The organism is Pseudomonas sp. B19125, assembly GCF_044218855.1.
Classification (GTDB): Bacteria; Pseudomonadota; Gammaproteobacteria; order Pseudomonadales; family Pseudomonadaceae; genus Aquipseudomonas; species Aquipseudomonas edaphica.
In genome coordinates, this window is record NZ_CP162589.1 from 3,836,761 (window position 1) to 3,858,098 (window position 21,338).

Sequence of the window (21,338 nt, forward strand, 5' to 3'; positions counted from 1 at the left end):
AACAGATACAGAAGCTGGCCGAAAACCAGTTCAGATAGTTGCCGGGCCAAATACGCAGGGCGCAGACACAACAACGCCGCGCTGAATTTCAGGGCGGCGGCGGGAAAAAGGGCATCGTTTGCGGGACCGGACGGCCGTTGCGCGTTTCAGACAACGCGCGGATTCAACCCTTTCAAATGGCGCATTTGCCCCATGCGCCGAGGGTTTGTAAAACTCATTTACGAATCTTCCTACACCTCAAACAGCCTCAACCTGCAACGCAACGCGCTCGCGGCACGGGCATTCGTCCATGTAACGGTGTGCTTCTACAAACTGGTTGAACGCAAACACGGTGGTTTTCAGCGGCACCAGCACGCGATCGGCCGTCAGTTGGTTGATGTCACGCAAGGCGCGTTGCAAGGCAACGTGGTCCTGAATGATGCCCAACTCCGGCTTACCGGTGAAGTTACCGATACAGTGCACAAAGAACTGGATGTTCTTCTGGAACGCTGCACAGGCCGGGAATGGCGTCTGATTGCCGCCTTGCAAACCGTAGAGCACCAGGCTGCCACGGGGCGCCAGCACATCACCGAGCAATGACATCTGCGGGCCGCCCAAGCCATCGAACACCACATCCACGCCGCGGTTATCGGTGAACTTGTTGATTTGCATCAGCAGGTCCTGCTCTTCGGTGACAATGACCTTCTCGGCCCCCAGCGACAGCAGGTATTCACGCTCGGCGCTGTCCTTGGTGGCGGCGATCACCCGAACACCCAGCGCCTTGCCCAGTTGTACGAACGAAGGGCCGGCACAGTGGCTGGCGTCAGTCACCAGGGCAAACTGGCCGGGTTTGACCCGCGCCAGGTCCATATAGGCAAAGTAGGCGATCAACAGCGGCGTGTAATGCACGCTGGCTTCAATCGGGCTCAGCACATCCGGATAACGGGTCAGCGCCGAACGCGGCAGCACGATTTGCTCGCCATACACGGGGTAATCATTGGGGCTCTCGGCCGGAAAACTGGCCACCTTATCGCCCACCGCCAAGTCATCCACGCCCTCACCGAGGGCCACCACCACCCCGGCCATCTCATGGCCAAGGCCGGACGGCAGACGTGCATGGGAAGACGCCAGGTTCTGGCGCCACAGAATGTCATACCAGCTGATGCCAATCGCTTCGACACGCACCTGCACTTCGCCCGGTGCGGGCTGCGCGGCTGCATGCTCTTCGCATTTGAGCACCTCGGCCGGACCAAACTTGTGAAAACGGATCGTGCGGGACATCGCAAACCTCGTCAAAGTAACCTCTAATGCCATGAACTCTATCTGGGCTTTCCAGGTAAGGCCACCGGTCGCCATTAATAGTCGACATGTCTGTCATTGATTCCGCAACTGAGGCAGTTGCCTCAAGTATCGTAGGAAAACTCAATTATCCGGTGCAGAGTACCAGCCTTTCCCCGTAAGATTCATGCCGGTCATTGTTTACATGTGGCCGCTCACGTCAAGTTTGCTGACTCTTCCAGGACACAAGATGAACCGTAACGACCTGCGTCGTGTCGACCTTAACCTCTTGATCGTATTCGAAACCTTGATGCATGAGCGCAGTGTGACCCGCGCTGCCGAGAAATTGTTCCTTGGCCAGCCGGCCATCAGCGCGGCGTTGTCGCGTCTGCGTGGGCTGTTCGATGACCCGCTGTTTGTACGTACCGGGCGCAGCATGGAGCCGACGGCACGTGCCGTGGAAATCTTCGCCCTGCTCTCCCCGGCCCTGGACTCGATCTCCACCGCGGTGAGCCGCGCCGCCGAGTTCGACCCGGCCACCAGCACCGCCGTGTTCCGTATCGGCCTGTCCGACGACGTTGAATTCGCCCTGCTGCCACAACTGCTCAAACGCCTGCGCGCCGAGGCGCCTGGCATCGTGCTGGTGGTGCGCCGCGTCAACTACATCCTGATGCCGGGCCTGCTGGCCTCCGGGGAAATTTCCATCGGCGTCAGCTACACCGCCGACCTGCCGGCCAACGCCAAGCGCAAAGTGCTGCGCCGCAGCCTGCCAAAACTGCTGCGCGCCGACAGCGTGCCCGGCTCCCTGAGCCTGGACGACTTCTGCGCCCGCCCTCACGCCCTCGTGTCCTTCGCAGGCGACCTGAGCGGGTTTATTGATGAAGAGCTGGAAAAACTCGATCGCAAACGCCACGTGGTATTGGCCGTGCCGCAATTCAACGGGCTGGGCACACTGCTGGCCGGCACCGACATCCTCGCCACCGTGCCGGATTACGCCGCCGAAGCACTGACCTCGGCGGGCGGTTTGCGCGCCGAGGACCCACCGTTGCCGGTGCGCACGTTTGAGCTGCACATGGCGTGGCGTGGGTCGCAGGATAATGATCCGGGGGAGCGGTGGTTGAGGTCGCGGATTCAGATGTTCTTTGGCGACCCTGACAGTCTCTAGGCATCTTCTGGAGGGCTCGAATGCAACTGCCAGAGCAACGCCGACGGTTTGGCCGTCACAACGCTGCGGCAGCGGGCATTGCAATACGGGTGCGCCGCTCATTCAGGGCAAACACCGTCATCGCCAGCGCCGCAATCGCGCCGGGGATCGCAAAGACCATGAAATTCAGTTGCAGAGGCAGTTCGATCGCCATCAGCGCACCGCCCAACAGCGGGCCGACTATCGCGCCATTGCGACCGATGCCGGACGCCCAGCCCAGGCCTGTGGCGCGAAACGACAAGCCGTAAAGCTGCGCAGCCCCCGCGTACAGCAGGATCTGCGTACCAATGGTGGTGCCACCCGCGACGAAGATCAGCAGGTACAGGACCGGCATCGGGCTGTTGATGCCCAGCAGGCTGATCGAGACCATGGCGGCGGCGAAGAAGCAGATCACGACTTTCATCAGGTTCAGGCGGTCGCCCAAACGGCCGCCGAGCAGCGCCCCGGCCATGCCGCCCAGGTTCAGCGCGATCAGGAACGACAGGCTCGACCCCAGGCTGTAACCGGCGCCGGCCATCAGCTTGGGCAGCCACGAACTCAATGCATAGACCATCAGCAGGCAGCAGAAAAACGCGATCCAGATCATCGCCGTACGTACCGCCAGGCCATGGCGGAACAGCTCTACCACCGAGGCGCCTTTACTTTTGCTGTCGACGATCACCAGCGCATCGTCGACCTCGATCCTGGTGCCTGGCGACAACCGATTAAGCAGCGCGCAAGCCTTGTCTTGTTGGCCCTGGCGGATCAGGTAGCCGATGGACTCAGGCAGCCAGTACACAATCAGTGGCAACAGCAGCAGCGGAATCACCGCCACAAAAAACATCGACTGCCAACCAAAGGCCGGCAGCATGAAAATCCCCACGCTGGCGGCGAGCATGCCGCCCAGGGAATAGCCGCTGAACATGAAGGCCATCAAGGTGCTGCGCAATTTCTTCGGCGCGTATTCGTTGATCAGCGCCGCCGCGTTGGGCATCAACCCGCCGCAGCCGAGCCCGGCGATAAAACGGCAGATACCGAACTCGGTTGGGCTGCTGGCAAAGCCATTGATCACGGTGGCCAGACTGAACAGGGTGAAACAGAACACGATGCCTTTCTTGCGCCCGAAACGGTCCGCCAGGGTGCCGAAAATCAACGCGCCGAACATCATGCCGAACAGCGCATAGCTGCCCAGGGCGCCAGCCTGCAACGGCGTCAGCCCCCACTCGCGCATGATTGACGGCAGGACCACGCCGTAGATAAACAAGTCATAGCCGTCAAAGATCAATAGCAAGGCACACAGGCTCACGATCAACCAGTGGAAGCGGTTGAACGGGGCATTATCGATAATCGAATGGACATCATGGCTACGCATGGCAGTGCTCTCTTTATTGTTGTTGTGAGTCAGTGTCAGCTGATGGAAAAAGCCTTAGCCGAGGTCGCCGCCGCCCACCGGCAAGGTCACGCCGGTGATGTAGGAGGCCTCGTCGCAGGCCAGGAACAGAATCGCGCCAGCTTGTTCGTCGATGCTGCCGTAGCGTTTCATCGGGCTGCTGTCGAGGGTCTGGTCGACGATCTGCTGGTACCACACACGCTCTTGCTCGCTTTGCGGCTGGCTGTTGCGCGGGATCCGCCGTGGCGGTGCCTCGGTGCCGCCGGGCGCGGTGGCGTTGACCCGGATCCCGCTGCCGGCAGTCTCCAGGGCCAGGCAGGCCGTCAAGGCATTCACGCCTCCCTTGGCCGCGCCATACGGCACGCGATTGACCCCGCGCGTCGCCACGGAAGACACGTTGACGATGGCGCCCGCGCCCTGCTCCAGCATGTAGGGCAGCACGCAATGGCAGCACCACAACGTAGGGAACAGCGAGCGGCGCACTTCGGCCTCGATTTCAGCCTCGGCGTAATGCTCGAAAGGCTTGGCCCAGATAGTCCCGCCGACGTTGTTGACCAGCACGTCGATGCGCCCGAAACGCGCCGTGGCGGCGGCCATCACCCGCGCGCACTCGCTGTAGTGTTCCAGGTCGGCGGTCAGCAGCAGCGCTCGCTCATGCTGCAATTCATGCACCAGCTCGGAGCGATCCACCGCGACCAGCCAGGCGCCCTCCTCCAGCAAGCACTCGGCGACACGCCGGCCGATCCCTTGGGCAGCGCCGGTGACCAGCGCGACCTTGTTGTTAAACCGTTGAGTCATGCGGCAGTCCTCAGGCGGCATCGCACGTGGCGACGGCGTTAGCGGTGAATTTCTCGTAATGGAAGCTGGCCGGGGTCACGCCCTGCTGCTTGAAGTGCTCGCGCACCGCATCGACCATCGGCGGCGGGCCGCACAGGTACACGTCGACATCGCCGCCATTGAGGGCTTCGTCGGCCATGTGCTGGGTCACATAGCCCTGGCGCGGGTGAGTGGTGTGCGGATCAGCCACGCAGGTCACCAGGTTGAAGTCGGGCAACCGCGCGGTAAAAGCCTGCAACGCCTCGACCATCACCAGGTCCTGATCGCGCGTTACGCCGTAGATCAACCGGATTGGGCGGGTTTCCTGGCGCTGCGCGAGCACTTCAAGCATCGAGAGGAACGGCGCCAGGCCGGTACCACCGGCCAGTAACAGCAGCGGCCGCGCCACCTCACGCAGGTAGAAACTCCCCAGCGGGCCGGTAATCGCCACGCGGTCGCCGAGCTGGGCGTGCTCCAGCCAGCTGCTCATCAACCCGTCGGGCACGTGCTTGATCAGGAAGCTGGCGTGCGTGTCGCCCGGGCGACTGCTGAAGGAGTAAGCGCGTGTCTGCCCACTGTCGGGCACGCTGATATTCACGTACTGGCCGGGCAGGAATACTGGCGCCTGGTCCAGCTCGAAACTCACCTGCAGCGCGGCATCGGCATGTCGGGTGATGCCGGCCAGCGTCGCGGCAAACTGCGTGGTGCCGGTCTTGCAGGCGCTGGACGGCACCGGCACGGCGATCACGCAGTCGGACTGCGGCACCATCTGGCAGGTCAGAACCAGGCGCGCCTGCGCTTCGTCGGCGCTCAGCGCGTCGTCGATATAGTCGTCGCCCAAGTCGTAGGCGCCGGTTTCACAGCGGCATTTGCAGGTGCCGCACACACCGTCCGAGCAGTCCATGGGCAGGTTGATGCGTTGGCGGAAGGCGGCATCGAGCACCTTTTCCCCCACCTTGCAGTCGATGAAGCGGGTCACCCCATCTTCGAAGTTCAGGGCAATGGCATACGTCATGGCGGTGTCCTCAGATGTGGTAGATGTCGATGACCTGGTGGATGTAGTCGTTTTTAAGCACCACCTTCTTGCGCGTGATCAGCGGCTGCTCGGCACCGATGTCGAGGCGATAGAAGGAGGTACCGAAATAACTGTCGGTGGTTTTGTAGCGGTGGCTGAGGGTGTGCCAGTTGAAACGCAGGTCCACCTTCGAGCCATCGTCGGCCAGCACTTCGAGGTTGCACAGCATGTGCACGGTGCGTGGCTCGGGGGTGCTGGCGCTGGAGCGCTCGGTCTTGATGCGGAAGATGCGGTCTTCCAGGCCGTCACGGCTGGGGTAGTAGATCAGCGAGATTTCGCGCTGCGGGTCTTCGGTGAGGGTGTCGTGATCGTCCCAGGCGGGCATCCAGAACTCGGCCTTGGGCGAATAGCAGGCCAGCCAGTCATCCCATTGGCGGTCGTCGAGCAGGCGCGCTTCACGGTAGAGAAAATCCAGCAGGTGCTCACGGGCAAGGCTCATGGCTGCACCTCGCGGTCGCTGGCAATCAGCCCTTGCTGTTCGCGCTCGATCGCACGCTGCAGGCTTTGGGCCCAGTGCGCATGCTGGCGCACAAACAAGCCCTCGTCCTCGGTCTTGACCCCGCTGAGCTGCGGTTGCATACCCATGGCCAAGGCATTCTCATCAGCCCCTTCCACCCACTGTTTGGCGCCACGGCTGAGGTCATTCCACAGGGTGCTCGCGCCCTGGTAACCGGTCTGGCAGGCGCGGAACTCCTCGAGGTCATCCGGGGTGCCCATGCCGCTGACGTTGAAGAAGTCTTCGTACTGGCGAATCCGCGTGGCGCGCTCCTGGGCGCTTTCGCCGATGGGCGCCATGCAATAGATGGTCACTTCGGTTTTATCCACGGCGAGGGGGCGCACCACGCGGATCTGGGTCGAGAACTGGTCCATCAGGTACACATTGGGGTAGAGGCAGAGGTTGCGGGTCTGGTCGACGATAAAGTCGGCGCGCGCCTGGCCCAGGCGTTCGGCCAAGGCCTCGCGGTGAGCGTGCACCGGACGCACTTCGGGGTTGAGCAGGCGCGTCCACAGCAGGATATGCCCGTGGTCGAAGGCGTAGACGCCGCCCAGGCTTTTCGACCAGCCATTGGCGTCGACGGTGCGCGTGCCTTCGGCCTCGTAGTTGCGCCGGCCCATGGTCGCCGAGTAGTTCCAGTGCACCGAGCTGACGTGGTAACCGTCGGCGCCGTTTTCGATTTGCAGCTTCCAGTTGCCGTCATAGACATAGGATGAGCTGCCGCGCAGCACCTCCAGGCCCAAAGGCGCCTGGTCGACCATCTGGTCGATGATCACGCGGGTTTCGCCCAGGTAATCGCGCAGTTCCGGCACCGCATCGCTGAGGCTGCCGAACAGGAAACCGCGGTAGTTTTCAAAGCGCGCCAGGCGCTTTAGGTCATGGGAGCCGTCGCAGTCGAAGCTGTCCGGGTAGGCGCCGGTCTTGGCGTCCTTGACCTTGAGCAGCTTGCCGGCGTTGCTGAACGTCCAGCCATGGAAGGGGCAAGTGAATGAGCCCTTGTTGCCTTGTTTGCGCCGGCACAGCATGGCGCCGCGATGCGCGCAGGCGTTGACCAGGCCATGCAGCGCGGCGTGTTTGTCACGGGTGATGACCACCGGCTGGCGGCCGATCCAGGTGGTGAAGTAATCGTTGATCTCGGGCACCTGGCTTTCATGGGCCAGGTAGATCCAGCCGCCTTCGAAGATGTGTTTCATCTCCAGGGCAAACAGGTCGGGGTCGGTAAAGATGTCGCGGCGGCAGCGGAACACTCCGGTGGCGGGGTCTTCCTGTACGGACTCGCGCAATTGGCCGGCGAGTCGGTCGAGTGTACTGATCATGGGGCGGGCCCTCCGTTGTTCTTGTATCAGGCGCCCTCACCGTACGTGTTCGCCCTGCGCGTCAATATCCGCTGCCTGCACATCGTTATCCGCCCGGCGCACGTCGCTTAACGATGGCGTTTGAAGGTCTGCGACGGCAGTTCGCCGAAGCATTTGCGATAGGCCTCGGCAAACCGCCCCAGGTGCATGAAGCCATGGTCCAAAGCCACCTCGGTCACGCTGCGCGTGCTGCGCAGTTGCAAGTGTGCGTGTACCCGTTCGAGCTTGCAGCGGCGTACATAGTCGCGCGGCGACAGCCCCACCTGGCGCGCAAACAGGCTGTACAGCGAACGTTCGCTGACGTTGGCCACCGCCATCAACTGCTCGACGCTGATGTCATCGCCCAGGTGCTGCTGGATAAATTCGCGCACCGCTTCAAACCCACCGCCGTGGGCCGCCTGGGGGATCACCCGCAACACATTGCTGCCCAGCAATGCCAGCAGCTTGTTGGCCACGATGCGTTCATACAGACCCTGCGTGTGGGGCTCGGCAGCGTTTTCCGCCTCATGGCAGATCAGCCCGAGCAACGGCAGGAAGCCGCCCATTTCACTGAGCGCGTGGCGGGCCGTCGCGAAGCGGATACCCACCTGCGGCAGGCTCCAGTGCTGCTCCAGGCAGGCGTTTTCCAGCAGGCGCACCGGCAGTTTGATGATGAATTTCTCGCAGTCGGCGGAATAGGTCAGGTCTACCGGGTCGTCCGGGTTGATCAGCAGGATTTCCCCCGGCCCGAACACGTCATCCTCACCACGGGAGCTGGAGCGGCAATGCCCGCTCAACAGGATCTGCAGGTGATAGATGGTCTCCAGCGCCACCGATGTGACCCGTACCGGTGCGCCGTAGCTGATGCGGCACAGGTCCAGGCTGGCGAAGGTGCGATGGCTGATACTCGCCCGGGGCCGGCCCTTGGGAGGCAGGCGAATGCAGTGGCTGCCCACGTGCTGGTTGACGTAGTCCGACACCGCGTAGGCATCGGCGCCCCGAAAAATCTGGCTGCGCTCACTCAATAGCACGGTCATGGTTGCGCCTCTTTTATAGTTATTGGGCTCAGGCTGACGCGTGGGTACGGGGGCGTCCAATATGGATAAAGTCTGAAGGGATACCCTGGAGGTATTGTCGGGCGTTCTGCGCCAGGGTTTCAGCGGTGCGCCGGGGCGCGCAGGGCTTGCGGTGAGCATGGCGTGCTAAAACTTTGAAACAATACGCTTGGCCGGATTGGACGGCCGCTCGGGTACCTAGCGATACCCCCGCGCCTGAACATCGAACAACTCGGCATAGCGCCCACCCGCCGCCATCAATTGGTGATGGCTGCCCTCCTCCAGGATTCGCCCGCCGTCCAGCACGATGATGTGGTCGGCATTGCGCACGCTGGAGAATCGATGGGAAATCAACAACGTCATGCGGCCCTTGGCGTGTTCGCGAAAATGCTCGAACACCGCCGCCTCGGCGCCGGCGTCCAGCGCAGCCGTCGGCTCGTCAAGAATCAGCAGGTCCGCCTCCTGGCGCATATACGCGCGTGACAAGGCGACTTTCTGCCATTGCCCACCCGACAACTCCTGGCCGCCAAGCCAGCGCCCTAACTGTGTGCCGTAGGTTCTGCTCAGGCGCTCGATGAATTCGGCGGCCACCCCCTGGGTAGCGGCAGTGCGCCAGCGCGCCTCGTCGTTCAGCGCATCGACGTCACCCACGCCAAGGTTCTCGCCGACGGTCATCTGGTAGCGGATGTAATCCTGAAAAATCACCCCGATGCGCTGGCGCAGTGTCTGTTCATCCCAGTCTTGCAAGTCGCTGCCATCCAGCAGAATGCGCCCCGCGTGCGGTGTATACAGGCGCGTGAGCAGTTTGATCAGGCTGGTTTTGCCCGAGCCATTCTCGCCCACCAGGGCCAGGCTTTGCCCCGGCGCCAAGTGCAGGTTGATGTCAGTCAATGCCGGCCGCTCAGCGCCGGGGTAACTGAAGCCCACGTGCTCGCAGCGCAGACCGTCGCCGGGACGCGCGCCCTGGGTAAGCCGGCCACGCGGCACGACCACGGGGGTTAGCAGGTACTCATAAAGGTCCGACAGAAACAGACTGTCGTCATACAGGCCGGCAATCGCGCTGAGGCTGGCGGTGATCGCACTTTGCCCCTGCTTGAACAGCACGATGTACATGGTCATCTGGCCCAGGCTGGTCTGGCCGCGCACGGTGTCCAGCACCACCCAGGCGTAAGCCACATAAAACGCCGCGGTGCCCAGCAGGCCCAGGGCAAAGCCCCAGGCATCCCGGCGCACCGTCAACTGGCGGTCTTCGGTGTACAAGCGCCGGGCGTTGTCGCGGTAGCGCTTGAGGAACAGCGGCGCCAGGCCGAACAGTTTGACCTCTTTGGCGTGGGTTTCGTGGGACAGCAGCGATTCCAGGTAATTCTGCTGACGGGTCTCGGGCGCGCGCCGGTGGAACAGGCGAAACGCATTGCCCGAGAAATGCGTCTCGGCGAAGAACACCGGTAACGCGCCGACCACCAGAATCACCAGCGCCCACGGCGAAAAGTGCACCAACAGCACGGCAAAGCTGATCAGCGAGATCAGGTTCTGCACCAGCCCCAGGCCCTTGGTGACCAGGCTCAGCGGCCGTGTCGACGCGCCCTGGCGCACGCGCACCAGCTTGTCGTGGAACTCGGCGTCTTCAAATTGCAGGAGTGAGAGGGTCTGGGCTTTCTCCAGAATCATCAGGTTGACCTTCACCCCCAACTGCACCCGCAGCAACGATTGCTGCATGGACAACGCACGCTGGGCGGCGGCCAGCAGCGCCAACACGCCCGCCTCGGCCAGCACGTACTGCATCACCGGCCACACGGGCGCCTGGCTGCCGGCGGCATGAATCTGCATCGCGTGCACCACGCCATCGACAATGCGCTGGCCGATCCAGGCAGCCAGCGCAGGCAACAGACCGGCAATGATGGTGGCCAACAGCAGGCCTATGAATAAGGGCCGCGACGTGCCCCACACCAGCTTCAGTGCCCGGCGCGCCTGGATGGAAAACGCGCTCAATCGATTCAACAGCACCATGAATGGCATGGACTCCGTGTGGGGGGCTGGGGTGAGACGGGTGGATTATGGCAGGCGATGGCGTTGCGCACATCCAACAGCGAGGCAACGGGGGCAAGTGGTGGAGCAAGGGGCACCGCGGCAGATTCTCGGCGCGCCGCAGCATGACCACCCCGCAATCACCCATGCGCGGCCCAGAACCTGCGACATTCAATCCTTGCTCAATTTGGGTATGGCCATACGGCTGCCCGCTTTGATTTCACGCAACGCCAAACTCGACTGAATAGACGCAATACCGACCTGGCGCCGCAGCACTTGCTCGATAAAGTCGCTGTAGCTATCAAGGTCCTCCGCCAACACTTGGAGCACGTAGTCGGCATCTCCGGTGATCTTGTGGCAGGCCAGTACCTCTGGCAGTTGCACAATCACTGCCTCAAAGGCGTCCGGAGCGTGATCGGCATGCGTGGAAAAGCGGATGTGCACGAATGCCATGATATCCAGCCCCAGCATTCTTCGATCAAGCGTTGCCTGATAGCCCTTTATCACCCCCGCCTCCTCCATTCTCTTGCGCCGTCGCCAGCAAGGCGTAAGGCTCAATGAAAGCCGCTCACTGAGTTCGGCATTGGAAATGCTCGCGTCCTCCTGCAATAACTCAAGAATGGCCAGATCGGTCTCATCGAGGCTGATGCGCCTGGATATATTTTTCTTCATTACGCCATTCCTGAGTTAAATCGCCCGATAAATATACAAAATCACAAAAACAAAGCAAAGAAATCGCCTCCTGACCAGAACAGAATATTTGCACTGGCTCACATTAACGGATGCGCAGAATGTTTACAGTTTTCAGTGATTCCCATCGTCTGCACCATGGCACCGAGTTGAAGGATGGCGTGCTCAAGCCGTCGTTCGAGCAGCCCAGTCGGGCCGACACGGTTCACAACCGCGTCAAGCAAGTTGGCCTTGGCCAGATAGTCGAACCGCGCGCGTTCGACCGCTCGTGTTACGTCAACGCGCACAGCGAGCGCTACGTGAGCTTCCTGGAAAGCGCCTGGTCGCAATGGTGCGCCACAGGGCGCACCCATGATGCGCTGCCACTGGTGTGGCCTGTACGTGACTTGGCCAACGATCAGGTGCCCACGTTCATTGACGGCAAACTCGGCTTCTATGCGATGGATGCCGGCTCGCCGATCACTGCCACCACCTGGCAGGCGGTCAAGACCAGTGCCGATATCGCCCTGACGGGTCTGGCGCTTATCGATGAGGGCCATGACAGCGCCTTTGCCCTTTGTCGTCCGCCGGGCCATCACGCGGCGCGTGAATACATGGGGGGTTACTGCTATCTCAACAACGCGGCCATTGCTGCACAGCAGGCAATCACCCAGGGCGCCAAACGCGTCGCGGTGCTCGACGTCGATTTTCATCACGGTAACGGCACCCAGAACATTTTTTACCCGCGCAATGACGTGATGTTCATATCGCTGCACGGCGAGCCGGCCGTGTCCTATCCCTACTATTCGGGGTTCAGCGATGAAGTCGGCGCAGGTGTTGGCGAAGGGTTCAACCTCAACTACCCGCTGCCGAAAAACACCGCCTGGGATACCTACCGCGACGCCCTGCTGCATGCCTGCAGGAAACTCCATCAATTCTCGCCGCAGGTATTGGTGATCTCACTGGGGGTCGACACCTTCAAGGACGACCCGATCAGTCACTTCCTGCTGGAAAGCGAGGATTTCATCGGGATCGGCGAGCTGATAGCGAGTGTGGGTTGCCCCACCCTGTTTGTGATGGAAGGCGGCTATATGGTCGATGAAATCGGAATCAACGCGGTGAACGTACTGCATGGCTTCGAGAGCAAGCGCGCTTGAGCATCCGCCCGAAGACGGCGTGATCAACCTGAACATATAAAAAACCTGTTCCAGAGGCTTGATCAGCAGCCGACCAAAGCCGCCCCCAGGCATGTGCAAGGGGCCGGCGCTGTCCACCATAAACCAACACCGTCACCCGCCATTGCATCCTGACAATGGCGCTGACTATGCACTTTTCTGCCAAAACTCAAAAACATAAAATCAAGAGGTTTTGAAATGAAATCGAATCTATCAGAGCAGGTTGAGCAGCCTGCGCTGCAGCGCACGCTCAGCAATCGTCACATCCAGTTAATGGCAATGGGCGGAGCCATTGGTACAGGGTTGTTCATGGGCTCCGGAAAGATCATCGCCCTCTCCGGCACCTCGATCATTCTTATCTACATGATCATTGGCCTGTTCGTTTACTTCATCATGCGTGCCATGGGCGAAATGCTGCTTTCCAATTTGAATTTCAAGACCTTTGCGGATTTTGCCGGCGCCTACCTGGGGCCTCGCGCTGCATTTTTTCTCGGCTGGTCCTATTGGCTAAGCTGGAGCGTTGCAGTGATCGGCGATGCCGTCGTCGTCGGCGGTTTTTTCCAGTACTGGTTTCCCCATCTGCCTGCCTGGATACCGGCTATCGGGATGCTGGCGACACTGTTTGCCTTGAATGTGCTGACGGTCAGGCTTTTCGGTGAAGTCGAATTCTGGTTCGCGATCATTAAGATCATCGCCGTCGTAACGCTTATCGGGGTCAGCATCGTACTGATTGCCAGCTCGTTCGTTTCGCCCAATGGCGTCACCGCGTCGCTAAGCCATCTGGTGGATAAGCAGGCTGCATTCCCTAATGGCTTGCTGGGGTTTTTTGCCGGCTTTCAGATGGCGATATTCTCATTTGCCGGCACCGAGTTGATCGGCACCGCTGCAGCAGAAACCCGCGCTCCGCAGAGGACCTTACCCAAGGCAATCAACTCGATTCCGCTGCGAATCATCCTGTTCTACGTGTTGGCATTGGCCTGCATTATTGCCGTGACGTCCTGGCAACAGGTTTCACCGGTAAAAAGCCCTTTTGTCGAGCTTTTCCTCGTCGCAGGCTTTCCCGCAGCAGCCGGCATCGTTAACTTCGTGGTCCTGACATCCGCCGCGTCATCGGCCAACAGCGGCGTATTCTCCTCCAGCCGCATGCTGTTCGGGCTGGCGAATCAAGACAACGCTCCGGGTATTTTTCGGCGTCTATCGGGCAACAGCGTGCCTCTGTTGAGCCTGGCCTTCACGACACTGTTGATGCTGTCAGGTGTGCTCGTGCTGTTCATCGTTCCGCAAGTCATGACAGCTTTCACCATCGTTTCCACCGTGTCGGCGATCCTGGTGATCTTCACGTGGTCGACCATCCTCGCGTCTTACATTGCCTATCGCAAAAAACGTCCTGAGCTTCACGCCAAATCTGCTTACAAGATGCCAGGCGGCGTGCCAATGGCCTGGTTGTCACTGGCTTTTATGGGCTTCGTGCTCTGCCTGCTGGCATTGAGACCTGACACACGCGTGGCGTTGATGGTCATGCCGGGGTGGTTCATATGGCTGGCAATTGCCTATCAGCTGACACGTAGCAGGAAACCAAAAACCGCCGTTGAATCGGCAGGGCAATTCGGTTGAGTCAAAAGGCGTATTTCAACCGGCAACGACCACGGCAGAAAACCCCACACGTGCGCGTGTCAAAGGTTGATTAAAACAGAAGAAAATTGGACTCAAGGAAAACCTGATGACTACCGATCCAGGGCTGAGCTGCAGCCGGGCTAGCGGAGCCCGATCCCACGTGGCTCCGGGCAGGTAGAGGCAGTACTCACTGATCAGAGGCGAGTAGCCTTTTAACTTCGGCAATGATCAAGTCGATGTTGAATGGCTTCGCCAATACCGCATCAAACAGGTCCGATCTCTGCATACCGATGTGTGCCTGAGCACCGCTCATCAGGATGATCGGCAATTGATTAGCGCACGGGAGGGCTCGAACGGCTGTGGCAAATTCCAGGCCGTCCATCACGGGCATCATAAAATCGGTGATGATCAAGGCTGGCCGTTCTCTATCCAGCACTTCCAGTCCTTTTCGACCATTGCTGGCAGTCACCACCATGAACCCCTCATCCTCCAGCGCGAAGCTGAGAATGTCAGCGATCAAATACTCGTCATCGACGACCAGGATGGTGGTCATGTTAATTCAACCCACTCAAAAGCTTAAGAAAGTGAACCGGGCGATGTCCCAGTGGGGGCTGAAGGTTCATGTCTCGAAGCCTTTTTCAGGAAAACATCGCGATCTTGGATGACAACCTCAAATCTGGAGGGGTCATAAGAGCTATCTCGTACCTTAAGAATGGAAAGCGTCCTGCTTAGTTCAGAGTGATTCTCAGAGAAACGCATCAGCATCAAGTTATCGACGATGCTGGACAGGTCAGAGTTTGGCGCGCTGACCTCGGAGCCAAATAGATCACGCATTTCCCAGGACGCGAATACGGTTACGCCCCTGGAGCGCAGTTCATTCATCAGCGCACTCAAGAAGTCAGTAATTCGCGCCGGATTTGTAGAAACTCGTGTCATACCGCTAAGGCTATCGATGAACAGGCGCTTGATGCCCTTCTCTTCTACAAGACTCAACAAGCGTGCGCCCAACCCATCCAGCAACCCCTCAGTGGTAGGCTGCCAGGCAATGCTCAGGGCGCCGCTGTTCTCCATGCCCTGGATATCGATACCCAATGATTGGCCTTTGAGTCGCAACCGTTGCGGGCTTTCATAAAAGCCAAAATGCAGTCCCGGAGCCTCCACCGTCGACTCGGCCAGAAACTTCAGGCCCAGCGTCGTTTTACCAATGCCGGAGGGGCCCATGACCAGAGACACGCTGGAACTGTAAAGGCCGCCCCCCAATATGCCGTCCAGCGAACCAATGCCACTGGCAATACGCGTCATGTCGGCGCTGTCGGGGGCGGACGGGTGGCTATAAAGGCTTTCGAGACGAGGGTAAACCACCAAGCCATTGTCGGTAATCTCACACTCATGAAGGCCTGTCATGGCTCCACTGCCGCGAGTTTTACGCAGTTGAATACGACGTACCGAGCGGGTGCCAAACAGCTCTTCGCCCATTTCAATGACGCCATCAACCATGGTGTGCTCAGGGCTGCCGTCGTCGAGACGGGAGCTGGTCAGAAATAGCACCGTGCAACCCGCGAAAGCGGCGTGCCCTTGCAACTCGGAAATGAATTTCTTGGTGTCGATGTGCGAGTCGGCTTTTGAGCGAGCATTAAGCAAGCCGTCTACCACCATCACTGTAGCTTTTTGTCGACTTATCTCGCGCCGAAGCAGTTTTACCACCTCGTCCAGCCCTTCGTTTTCCAACGTATCAAACGCGCTGACAAACTGAATGTCGGCGCCCACTTTGGATGCGTCGAAAAAGCTCAGAGTAGAAAGAAATTGAAACAGACGGTCGTGTGACTCGGCCAGCAGTGTGGCGACCAGAACCCGGCCTCCATTGTTCGCATGATGGAACCCAAGTTGGTTGGCCAGGATCGTTTTGCCAGACCCTGGTCGCCCCTGGATTATGTAGGAGGCGCCCGCGACCAGCCCTCCCTTGAGCAGAGCGTCGAGCCCTTCGATTCCACTTTGGAGGCGTTTTAGCTTTTCCACAATGCGACCCTGATCTGAAAAACAGGCTGTTTAAGCCGAGTGATGGGAATGCTAACGCCATTTACGCTTTAGAGCCATTCAGACCTGGAGCGCGGTGGGTTAATCAACGGGAATGAAGTCCCAGATCATCTATCCCATGCGCGTATTGCGCAAGAAATGCTCAAGCACGTTACGAACGGGTTCGAAACGGTTTGGCTAACCGGATCAAAGATGCAACGCGGGCTTGGACTGGCGGATGCCATGGGCGGAGGGGACGCGAACACGCAGCGCGATCAGCAACGCGGCCAGCAGCATCAACACGGCCGCGGCTACAAATACGCCTGCGCTTCCACCGAGGCTGAACACCGCACCGCCAGCGGCGGCGCCCGTGGCAATGGCGGACTGCACCGAGGCCACCACCATGCCCCCGGCGCTTTCCGCCTGGTCAGGGACCGAGCTGGCGACCCAGTTCGACCACGCCACCGGCACGCCACCAAAGGCCAGGCCCCAGATCGCCAGCAGGACCGCCTGCCCCGGCACCGAGGCCGGCAACAGCACCAACGCCAGTGCGGCGACGCCGACCAGTGCGGGCATCAACACCAGCGTGGCCAGCGGGTGGCGCTCCAGCAGCCTCCCGGCCAACAGCGTGCCGACGAAGTTTGCGACACCGAACCCCAGCAGCATCAGTGACAGCCCTTGGGCGCCGATACCCGTAGTCCCCTCGAGGAAGGGCCGAACATAGGTGAACATCGCGAAGTGCCCGCTGTGCACCAGCACACAACCGAACATCCCCATGGCGATGCCCGGGCGCAGCAACACCTCAAGAACGGTGCGCAGGCGTGCCGGTCGGCGCGGCGCAAGGCGCGGCAGAGTGAACGCCTGGAAAGCCAGCGTGACCATGCCTACCGCCGCCGCCGCAAAGAACGCGCTGCGCCAGCCATACAGCCCACCCAAGTAGCTGCCCAGCGGTACCGCAACGACCGTGCCGATGGCGATGCCGCTGAAGATGATCGACAACGCCCGGGGCAACAAGGCACTCGGCACCAGGCGCATCGCTACTGCCGCCGCCATGCTCCAGAACCCGCCAAGGGCAATGCCCAGCAAGATACGCATCAACAACAGCACCGCGAAGCTGGAGGAAACGGCGACCAACAGATTGGAGGCGACCATCAACGTGGAAAAACCCAGCAACACCCACCGTCGGTCGATGCCACGGGTCAGGCCTGGTACCAACAAGCCGGCGAACAACGCCACCACGGCCGTCACCGTTACTGCCTGGCCAGCCAGCGCTTCGGACACGCCCAGGTCAGTCGCCATCAGCGTCAACAAACTGGCTGGAAGGTACTCAGCGGTCAGTAATCCGAACACCCCCATGGCCAGGGAAAATACTGCCATCCACGCGGGGGTTGCAGGTTCTAGGTCCGAGTCGACGCCGCACGGGCTATCGGAAACGGTATTACACACACAGTCAGTCATTGCACGGATCTCCCAATCTTCATTGCGAGCCGCAGTCTAGGCACGGGAATCCGGATGATCTATGATCTAAAGTCTCTACTTTTTGATCAAAACACCTGAACGATGCCTACAGATCAGTTTGCGCTTTCCTCAGATCTCATCAACGAGCTGTTACGCGGCATGCGCCTGCGTGGGGTCGAATACCGGCGTATCCAAACGGGCCCGACCTTTGGTTTGGGCTTCGCGGAAAAACCCGGGCACGCCTGGTTCCATTTCATGGCCGTCGGCACTGCAGTGTTGAAAATGGAGGACGGAACCACCTACGCGCTATCTGCCGGCAACGCCGTGTTTATTTCCCATGGCGCGGCCCATCAACTGTTTTCCCATACGGACGTGCCGGTTCAAGACATCGACCGTTTAGACGGCGCCCCTCTGGGCGACACCGTCAGCGCGGTGGATACCGGGACCGACGGCAGCCCTACGCCAAGAACTATTGTGTTCAGTGGCTGCATGGAGTTTGAACTGGGCAGCATCCATGGGCTTGGTCGGCTGATGCCGGGCCTGATGCTGATTGATGCCGGTGGCCAGCGTTACCCCGGACTGGTGCCGATCCTGACCACCATGGAACGCGAGGTCAGCGCCGCCCGTGTCGGCTTCGCTGGTATCCTCGCGCGGCTGGCCGACGTGGTGGCGGCCATGGTCGTTCGCGGCTGGGTGGAGTGCGCCTGCGGCAACGCCTCTGGGCTGGTCGCCGCCTTGCGCGATCCACGCCTGGCCGGTGCGCTGCTTGCGCTCCACCAACAACCGGGTCGCGAATGGACCGTTGCGCAGCTGGCCGAGCACTGTAATACCTCGCGCTCGGTGTTCGCCGAGCGCTTTCAAGTGACTATCGGCATGACCCCGCTGCGCTATGTCACCGAACTGCGAATGCGGCTTGCAAGCCAGTGGCTGACCCTCGAAAGGCTGCCGATTGAAGAGGTGGCGCAGCGCTTGGGCTATACCTCCCAGGCCGCCTTCAGTCGTGCATTCAAGCGCATTACGGGGCAGACACCGGGATTGAGTCGCAAGGTCAGGCAGCCCGCGCTGACTTGAACCGGGCGCAAGCAGCCGATGAGCCGTGGCGCCGGCTCATTTACCGCCCGTCACGTCGAGGAATGTACCGGTAACGAAGGATGCCTCCGCGCTCGCCAGCCATAGAATCGCGCGAGCCACCTCTTCGGGCTGACCACCGCGCCCCATGGGGATCGAATCCTTGACCCGATCGACCCGCCCCGGCTCACCGCCACTGGCGTGCATGTCGGTATAGATATGCCCGGGGCGGATACAGTTGACGCGTATGCCTTCGCGCGCCACCTCCTTTGCAAACCCAATGGTGAACGTCTCCAACGCGCCCTTTGACGCCGCATAGTCGACATACTCATTGGGGCTGCCGAGGCGCGCCGACGCCGAAGAGACATTGATCACCACACCGCCCGGGCCGTTGTGGCGGTAAGCCATGCGCTTCACCGCCTGTTGGGCACAGAGTATTGGCCCAATGGCATTGACCGCAAAGATGCGCTGCATCCGCTCCATGCCAAGGTCTTCCAGGCGAGACTGAGGCCCCAGCATCCCGGCGTTATTGACCAGCACGTCGATACGTCCGAACCTGCGGTCGATGGCCGCGAACAAGTCGGTCACCTGTTGCGGGTCGGCACTGTCGGCCCGCATCGCCAACGCCCGGCGCCCCAGTGCTTCTACATCCGCAGCCACGGCCAGCGCTGCGGATTCGTTGGCAACGTAGCTGATAGCCACGTCATAACCCCTTTCGGCGGCCAGCCGGGCGGTGGCGGCCCCCACTCCACGACTGCCACCCGTGATTAGAATCAGCGGTGCCTGCGAGACATTGACCATTGAACATAGCTCCTGAGCTGTTGGCTGTATCAGCCGATGATGAGCGTACCGCCGGCTATCACCACGCACGCCAGTATCCGGCGTGCAGTGAGCGTCTCGCCAAGAAACGCATAGCCGATCAACGCCGCGAACAGCACGCTGGTTTCGCGCAGTGCCGATACCGCGCCCAGGGGCGCTTCGTTCATGGCGTAGATGATCATTCCATACGCGAGCAATGAGACCAGGCCGCCGACCAACGCGGTCACTGTTCCGGGCCGGACGCAGAACAAGCTGCGGCTGTCGCGCAGGCCGATGTAGACCACCGGCATCAGCACGCCCCACAGGGCGCACATCCACACCGTGTAGGCAAGCGGCGCACCGGAGAGCCTCGCACCGATGCCGTCGACCACACTGTAGGCCGCGATAAAGCCGCCCGTTCCCAGCGCATAGGGCAAGCTGGGAACCGACAGACTGCGGCCTCTGAAAGCCAGCGAAATAATCCCGCCCGACACCAGCGCAATACCGACGAGCTCGCCGGGGGTGATGCTTTCTCCGGCAAACACGGCGGCACCAAAAGTGATCAGCACCGGCGACGATCCACGTGAAATCGGATAGACCTGCCCCAGGTCGCCAACCCGGTAACTGCGCACCAGAAACAGGTTGTAGCCCACATGCAGCAACCCCGACACCACCGCGTAGCCCCAACTTTCAATCGCCGGGGACGCCATGAATGTCGCAGCAACCACACTGGTGATGGCGATGGCGACGCACATCACCGTCATCGACCACAGCCGATCGGCGCCGCTACGCAGCAGCGCGTTCCAACTGGCATGCAGGAGCGCGGCGAACAGCACGAGGAACACGAGATGAATAGGCATGCGCCACTGTAGGCAATGCGGCGCCGGAGCTAAAGCGAAGTCTCCTCATTGCGCCATGAGCAGATGCTCATAACTCGCTTGTCTACGCCTGTACTTTCAGCGCCTCACTGACCAGCCATTGGCGAAAGCTGGCGATGTGCGGCTGCGATTCGATGCCCTTGGGGCAGACGAAGTAGTAAGCCAGCGGCGATGGCAGCGGTATGTCGAACAGCCGCACCAAACGGCCATCGCTGATTTCCTTCTCGACATGCCCGCTGCGCACCAATGCAACGCCCTGGCCGAGCAAGGCCGCCTCGACCGTCATGTTGGTATCGCCAAACCTGACGCTCTCCTTGAGCGGCAAATAGGCCAGGCCGACGGTTTGAAACCACACCTCCCACTTTGGCACCAACTCGGCGCCATCGCGCGTCAGCAGCGGGAAGTGCAACAAGTCTGCGGGGCTCTGCGGCGTCCCCACGCGTCGCAGCAGTTCGGGGCTGGCCACAGGGAATACCTGCTCCCCAAACAGGAACTCCGAATGCAGACCTGGGTAATTGCCCTTGCCCAGCCTGATCGCAACATCCGCCTGGCCGTGCGAGAAGTGGATGATTTTATCCGTGGTGTCCAGCGAGACCAACAGCTCGGGGTGCTGACGAGCCAGACGTGGCAAGCGTGGCAGCAACCATTTGAGCGCGAAGGAATAGGTGGTGCTGACGCTGAGTCGCACCCTGCCCTTTTGCTCGCGCAAGTCACCCAACGTCGCCTCCAGGCTGATGAAAAACTCCCGCACGATGGGCGCCAGCGTAGCCCCCGCCGCCGTGAGGCGTAACGCCTTGCCACGCTCAAACAACTGCACGCCCCAAAGCGCCTCCAGGTGCTTGAGCTGGTGACTGACCGCGCTTTGAGTCACATGCAACTCCTGTGCGGCGGCTGTAAACGTCGGGTGGCGGGTCGCAACTTCAAAAGCACGCAAGGTCGCGGTGGGCGGCAGATCTCTCATAGGGGCGGTATCCAGCGAGTTATCGGAAAAGCGTAGGCATGAACGTTAGCTCATGCAGCGGCGAAGTTCACTG

The 21,338-nt window shown here is 60.7% G+C and carries 19 protein-coding genes; 4 read left to right on the forward strand and 15 right to left on the reverse strand.

Annotated elements, in window-relative coordinates; genetic code table 11:
- Positions 1 to 237 precede the first annotated feature (237 nt).
- The gene (locus tag AB4P96_RS17380; RefSeq protein WP_017135574.1) at positions 238 to 1,260 is read right to left on the reverse strand and encodes a zinc-dependent alcohol dehydrogenase family protein; all 1,023 of its coding nucleotides are present in this window, start codon (positions 1,258 to 1,260) and stop codon (positions 238 to 240) included.
- Between the two features lie 247 nt (positions 1,261 to 1,507).
- On the opposite strand from AB4P96_RS17380, the gene AB4P96_RS17385 reads away from it, so the two are divergent.
- Positions 1,508 to 2,422, forward strand: coding sequence for a LysR family transcriptional regulator (locus tag AB4P96_RS17385; protein ID WP_244972951.1), 915 nt, complete (start codon positions 1,508 to 1,510; stop codon positions 2,420 to 2,422).
- A gap of 55 nt (positions 2,423 to 2,477) precedes the next feature.
- On the opposite strand, the gene AB4P96_RS17390 is transcribed toward AB4P96_RS17385, so the two are convergent.
- From AB4P96_RS17390 to AB4P96_RS17425, 8 genes are all read right to left on the reverse strand, one after another.
- Positions 2,478 to 3,812 carry an MFS transporter gene (locus AB4P96_RS17390; protein ID WP_395599859.1) on the reverse strand — a complete coding sequence of 445 codons (1,335 nt, stop codon included), beginning with the start codon at positions 3,810 to 3,812 and terminating at the stop codon, positions 2,478 to 2,480.
- A 54-nt stretch (positions 3,813 to 3,866) separates the two neighbouring features.
- Complete coding sequence (locus AB4P96_RS17395; RefSeq protein ID WP_395599860.1) at positions 3,867 to 4,628, reverse strand: 1,6-dihydroxycyclohexa-2,4-diene-1-carboxylate dehydrogenase; 762 nt, start codon at positions 4,626 to 4,628, stop codon at positions 3,867 to 3,869.
- A 10-nt stretch (positions 4,629 to 4,638) separates the two neighbouring features.
- Complete coding sequence (gene benC / locus AB4P96_RS17400; RefSeq protein ID WP_395599861.1) at positions 4,639 to 5,661, reverse strand: benzoate 1,2-dioxygenase electron transfer component BenC; 1,023 nt, start codon at positions 5,659 to 5,661, stop codon at positions 4,639 to 4,641.
- A gap of 10 nt (positions 5,662 to 5,671) precedes the next feature.
- Entirely contained in the window at positions 5,672 to 6,160 is a 489-nt protein-coding gene (gene benB / locus AB4P96_RS17405; protein ID WP_395599862.1) for a benzoate 1,2-dioxygenase small subunit, read from the reverse strand.
- Positions 6,157 to 7,533 (reverse strand): Rieske 2Fe-2S domain-containing protein, encoded by a 1,377-nt coding sequence (locus AB4P96_RS17410; RefSeq protein ID WP_236460695.1) that lies wholly within the window; start codon positions 7,531 to 7,533, stop codon positions 6,157 to 6,159. The genes benB and AB4P96_RS17410 overlap by 4 nt, the downstream gene beginning before the upstream one ends.
- Positions 7,534 to 7,640: 107 nt before the next feature.
- A complete protein-coding gene (locus tag AB4P96_RS17415; RefSeq protein ID WP_170038301.1) occupies positions 7,641 to 8,588 on the reverse strand; it encodes an AraC family transcriptional regulator in 948 nt (315 codons plus the stop codon).
- Between the two features lie 216 nt (positions 8,589 to 8,804).
- Positions 8,805 to 10,613, reverse strand: coding sequence for an ABC transporter ATP-binding protein (locus tag AB4P96_RS17420; RefSeq protein ID WP_170038465.1), 1,809 nt, complete (start codon positions 10,611 to 10,613; stop codon positions 8,805 to 8,807).
- Positions 10,614 to 10,802: 189 nt separating this feature from the next.
- On the reverse strand, positions 10,803 to 11,303 hold the full coding sequence (locus AB4P96_RS17425) for an Lrp/AsnC family transcriptional regulator (protein WP_017135565.1): 501 nt from the start codon (positions 11,301 to 11,303) through the stop codon (positions 10,803 to 10,805).
- Positions 11,304 to 11,422: 119 nt separating this feature from the next.
- Between AB4P96_RS17425 and AB4P96_RS17430 the strand changes: the two genes are divergently transcribed.
- Both AB4P96_RS17430 and AB4P96_RS17435 read left to right on the forward strand, forming a co-directional pair.
- Entirely contained in the window at positions 11,423 to 12,457 is a 1,035-nt protein-coding gene (locus AB4P96_RS17430) for a histone deacetylase family protein (protein ID WP_017135564.1), read from the forward strand.
- 216 nt (positions 12,458 to 12,673) lie between these two features.
- On the forward strand, positions 12,674 to 14,089 hold the full coding sequence (locus AB4P96_RS17435) for an amino acid permease (RefSeq protein ID WP_017135563.1): 1,416 nt from the start codon (positions 12,674 to 12,676) through the stop codon (positions 14,087 to 14,089).
- A 187-nt stretch (positions 14,090 to 14,276) separates the two neighbouring features.
- Here the strand turns inward: AB4P96_RS17435 and AB4P96_RS17440 are convergent, their stop codons facing one another.
- The 3 genes from AB4P96_RS17440 to AB4P96_RS17450 form a co-directional block, all read right to left on the reverse strand.
- The gene (locus AB4P96_RS17440; protein WP_017135562.1) at positions 14,277 to 14,642 is read right to left on the reverse strand and encodes a response regulator; all 366 of its coding nucleotides are present in this window, start codon (positions 14,640 to 14,642) and stop codon (positions 14,277 to 14,279) included.
- Positions 14,643 to 14,665: 23 nt separating this feature from the next.
- Positions 14,666 to 16,105, reverse strand: coding sequence for an ATPase domain-containing protein (locus AB4P96_RS17445; protein ID WP_099549820.1), 1,440 nt, complete (start codon positions 16,103 to 16,105; stop codon positions 14,666 to 14,668).
- Between the two features lie 204 nt (positions 16,106 to 16,309).
- On the reverse strand, positions 16,310 to 17,560 hold the full coding sequence (locus tag AB4P96_RS17450) for an MFS transporter (protein WP_177034613.1): 1,251 nt from the start codon (positions 17,558 to 17,560) through the stop codon (positions 16,310 to 16,312).
- 102 nt (positions 17,561 to 17,662) lie between these two features.
- On the opposite strand from AB4P96_RS17450, the gene AB4P96_RS17455 reads away from it, so the two are divergent.
- Positions 17,663 to 18,631 carry an AraC family transcriptional regulator gene (locus AB4P96_RS17455; protein ID WP_017135559.1) on the forward strand — a complete coding sequence of 323 codons (969 nt, stop codon included), beginning with the start codon at positions 17,663 to 17,665 and terminating at the stop codon, positions 18,629 to 18,631.
- Between the two features lie 36 nt (positions 18,632 to 18,667).
- Here AB4P96_RS17455 and AB4P96_RS17460 read toward each other — a convergent pair whose 3' ends face one another.
- The 3 genes from AB4P96_RS17460 to gcvA all read right to left on the reverse strand — a co-directional run bounded on the left by AB4P96_RS17460 (position 18,668) and on the right by gcvA (position 21,265).
- The gene (locus tag AB4P96_RS17460) at positions 18,668 to 19,429 is read right to left on the reverse strand and encodes an SDR family oxidoreductase (protein ID WP_395599863.1); all 762 of its coding nucleotides are present in this window, start codon (positions 19,427 to 19,429) and stop codon (positions 18,668 to 18,670) included.
- Between the two features lie 29 nt (positions 19,430 to 19,458).
- Complete coding sequence (locus AB4P96_RS17465; protein WP_099549822.1) at positions 19,459 to 20,286, reverse strand: DMT family transporter; 828 nt, start codon at positions 20,284 to 20,286, stop codon at positions 19,459 to 19,461.
- Between the two features lie 82 nt (positions 20,287 to 20,368).
- Positions 20,369 to 21,265 carry a transcriptional regulator GcvA gene (gene gcvA, locus AB4P96_RS17470; protein WP_017135556.1) on the reverse strand — a complete coding sequence of 299 codons (897 nt, stop codon included), beginning with the start codon at positions 21,263 to 21,265 and terminating at the stop codon, positions 20,369 to 20,371.
- Positions 21,266 to 21,338: the final 73 nt, after the last annotated feature.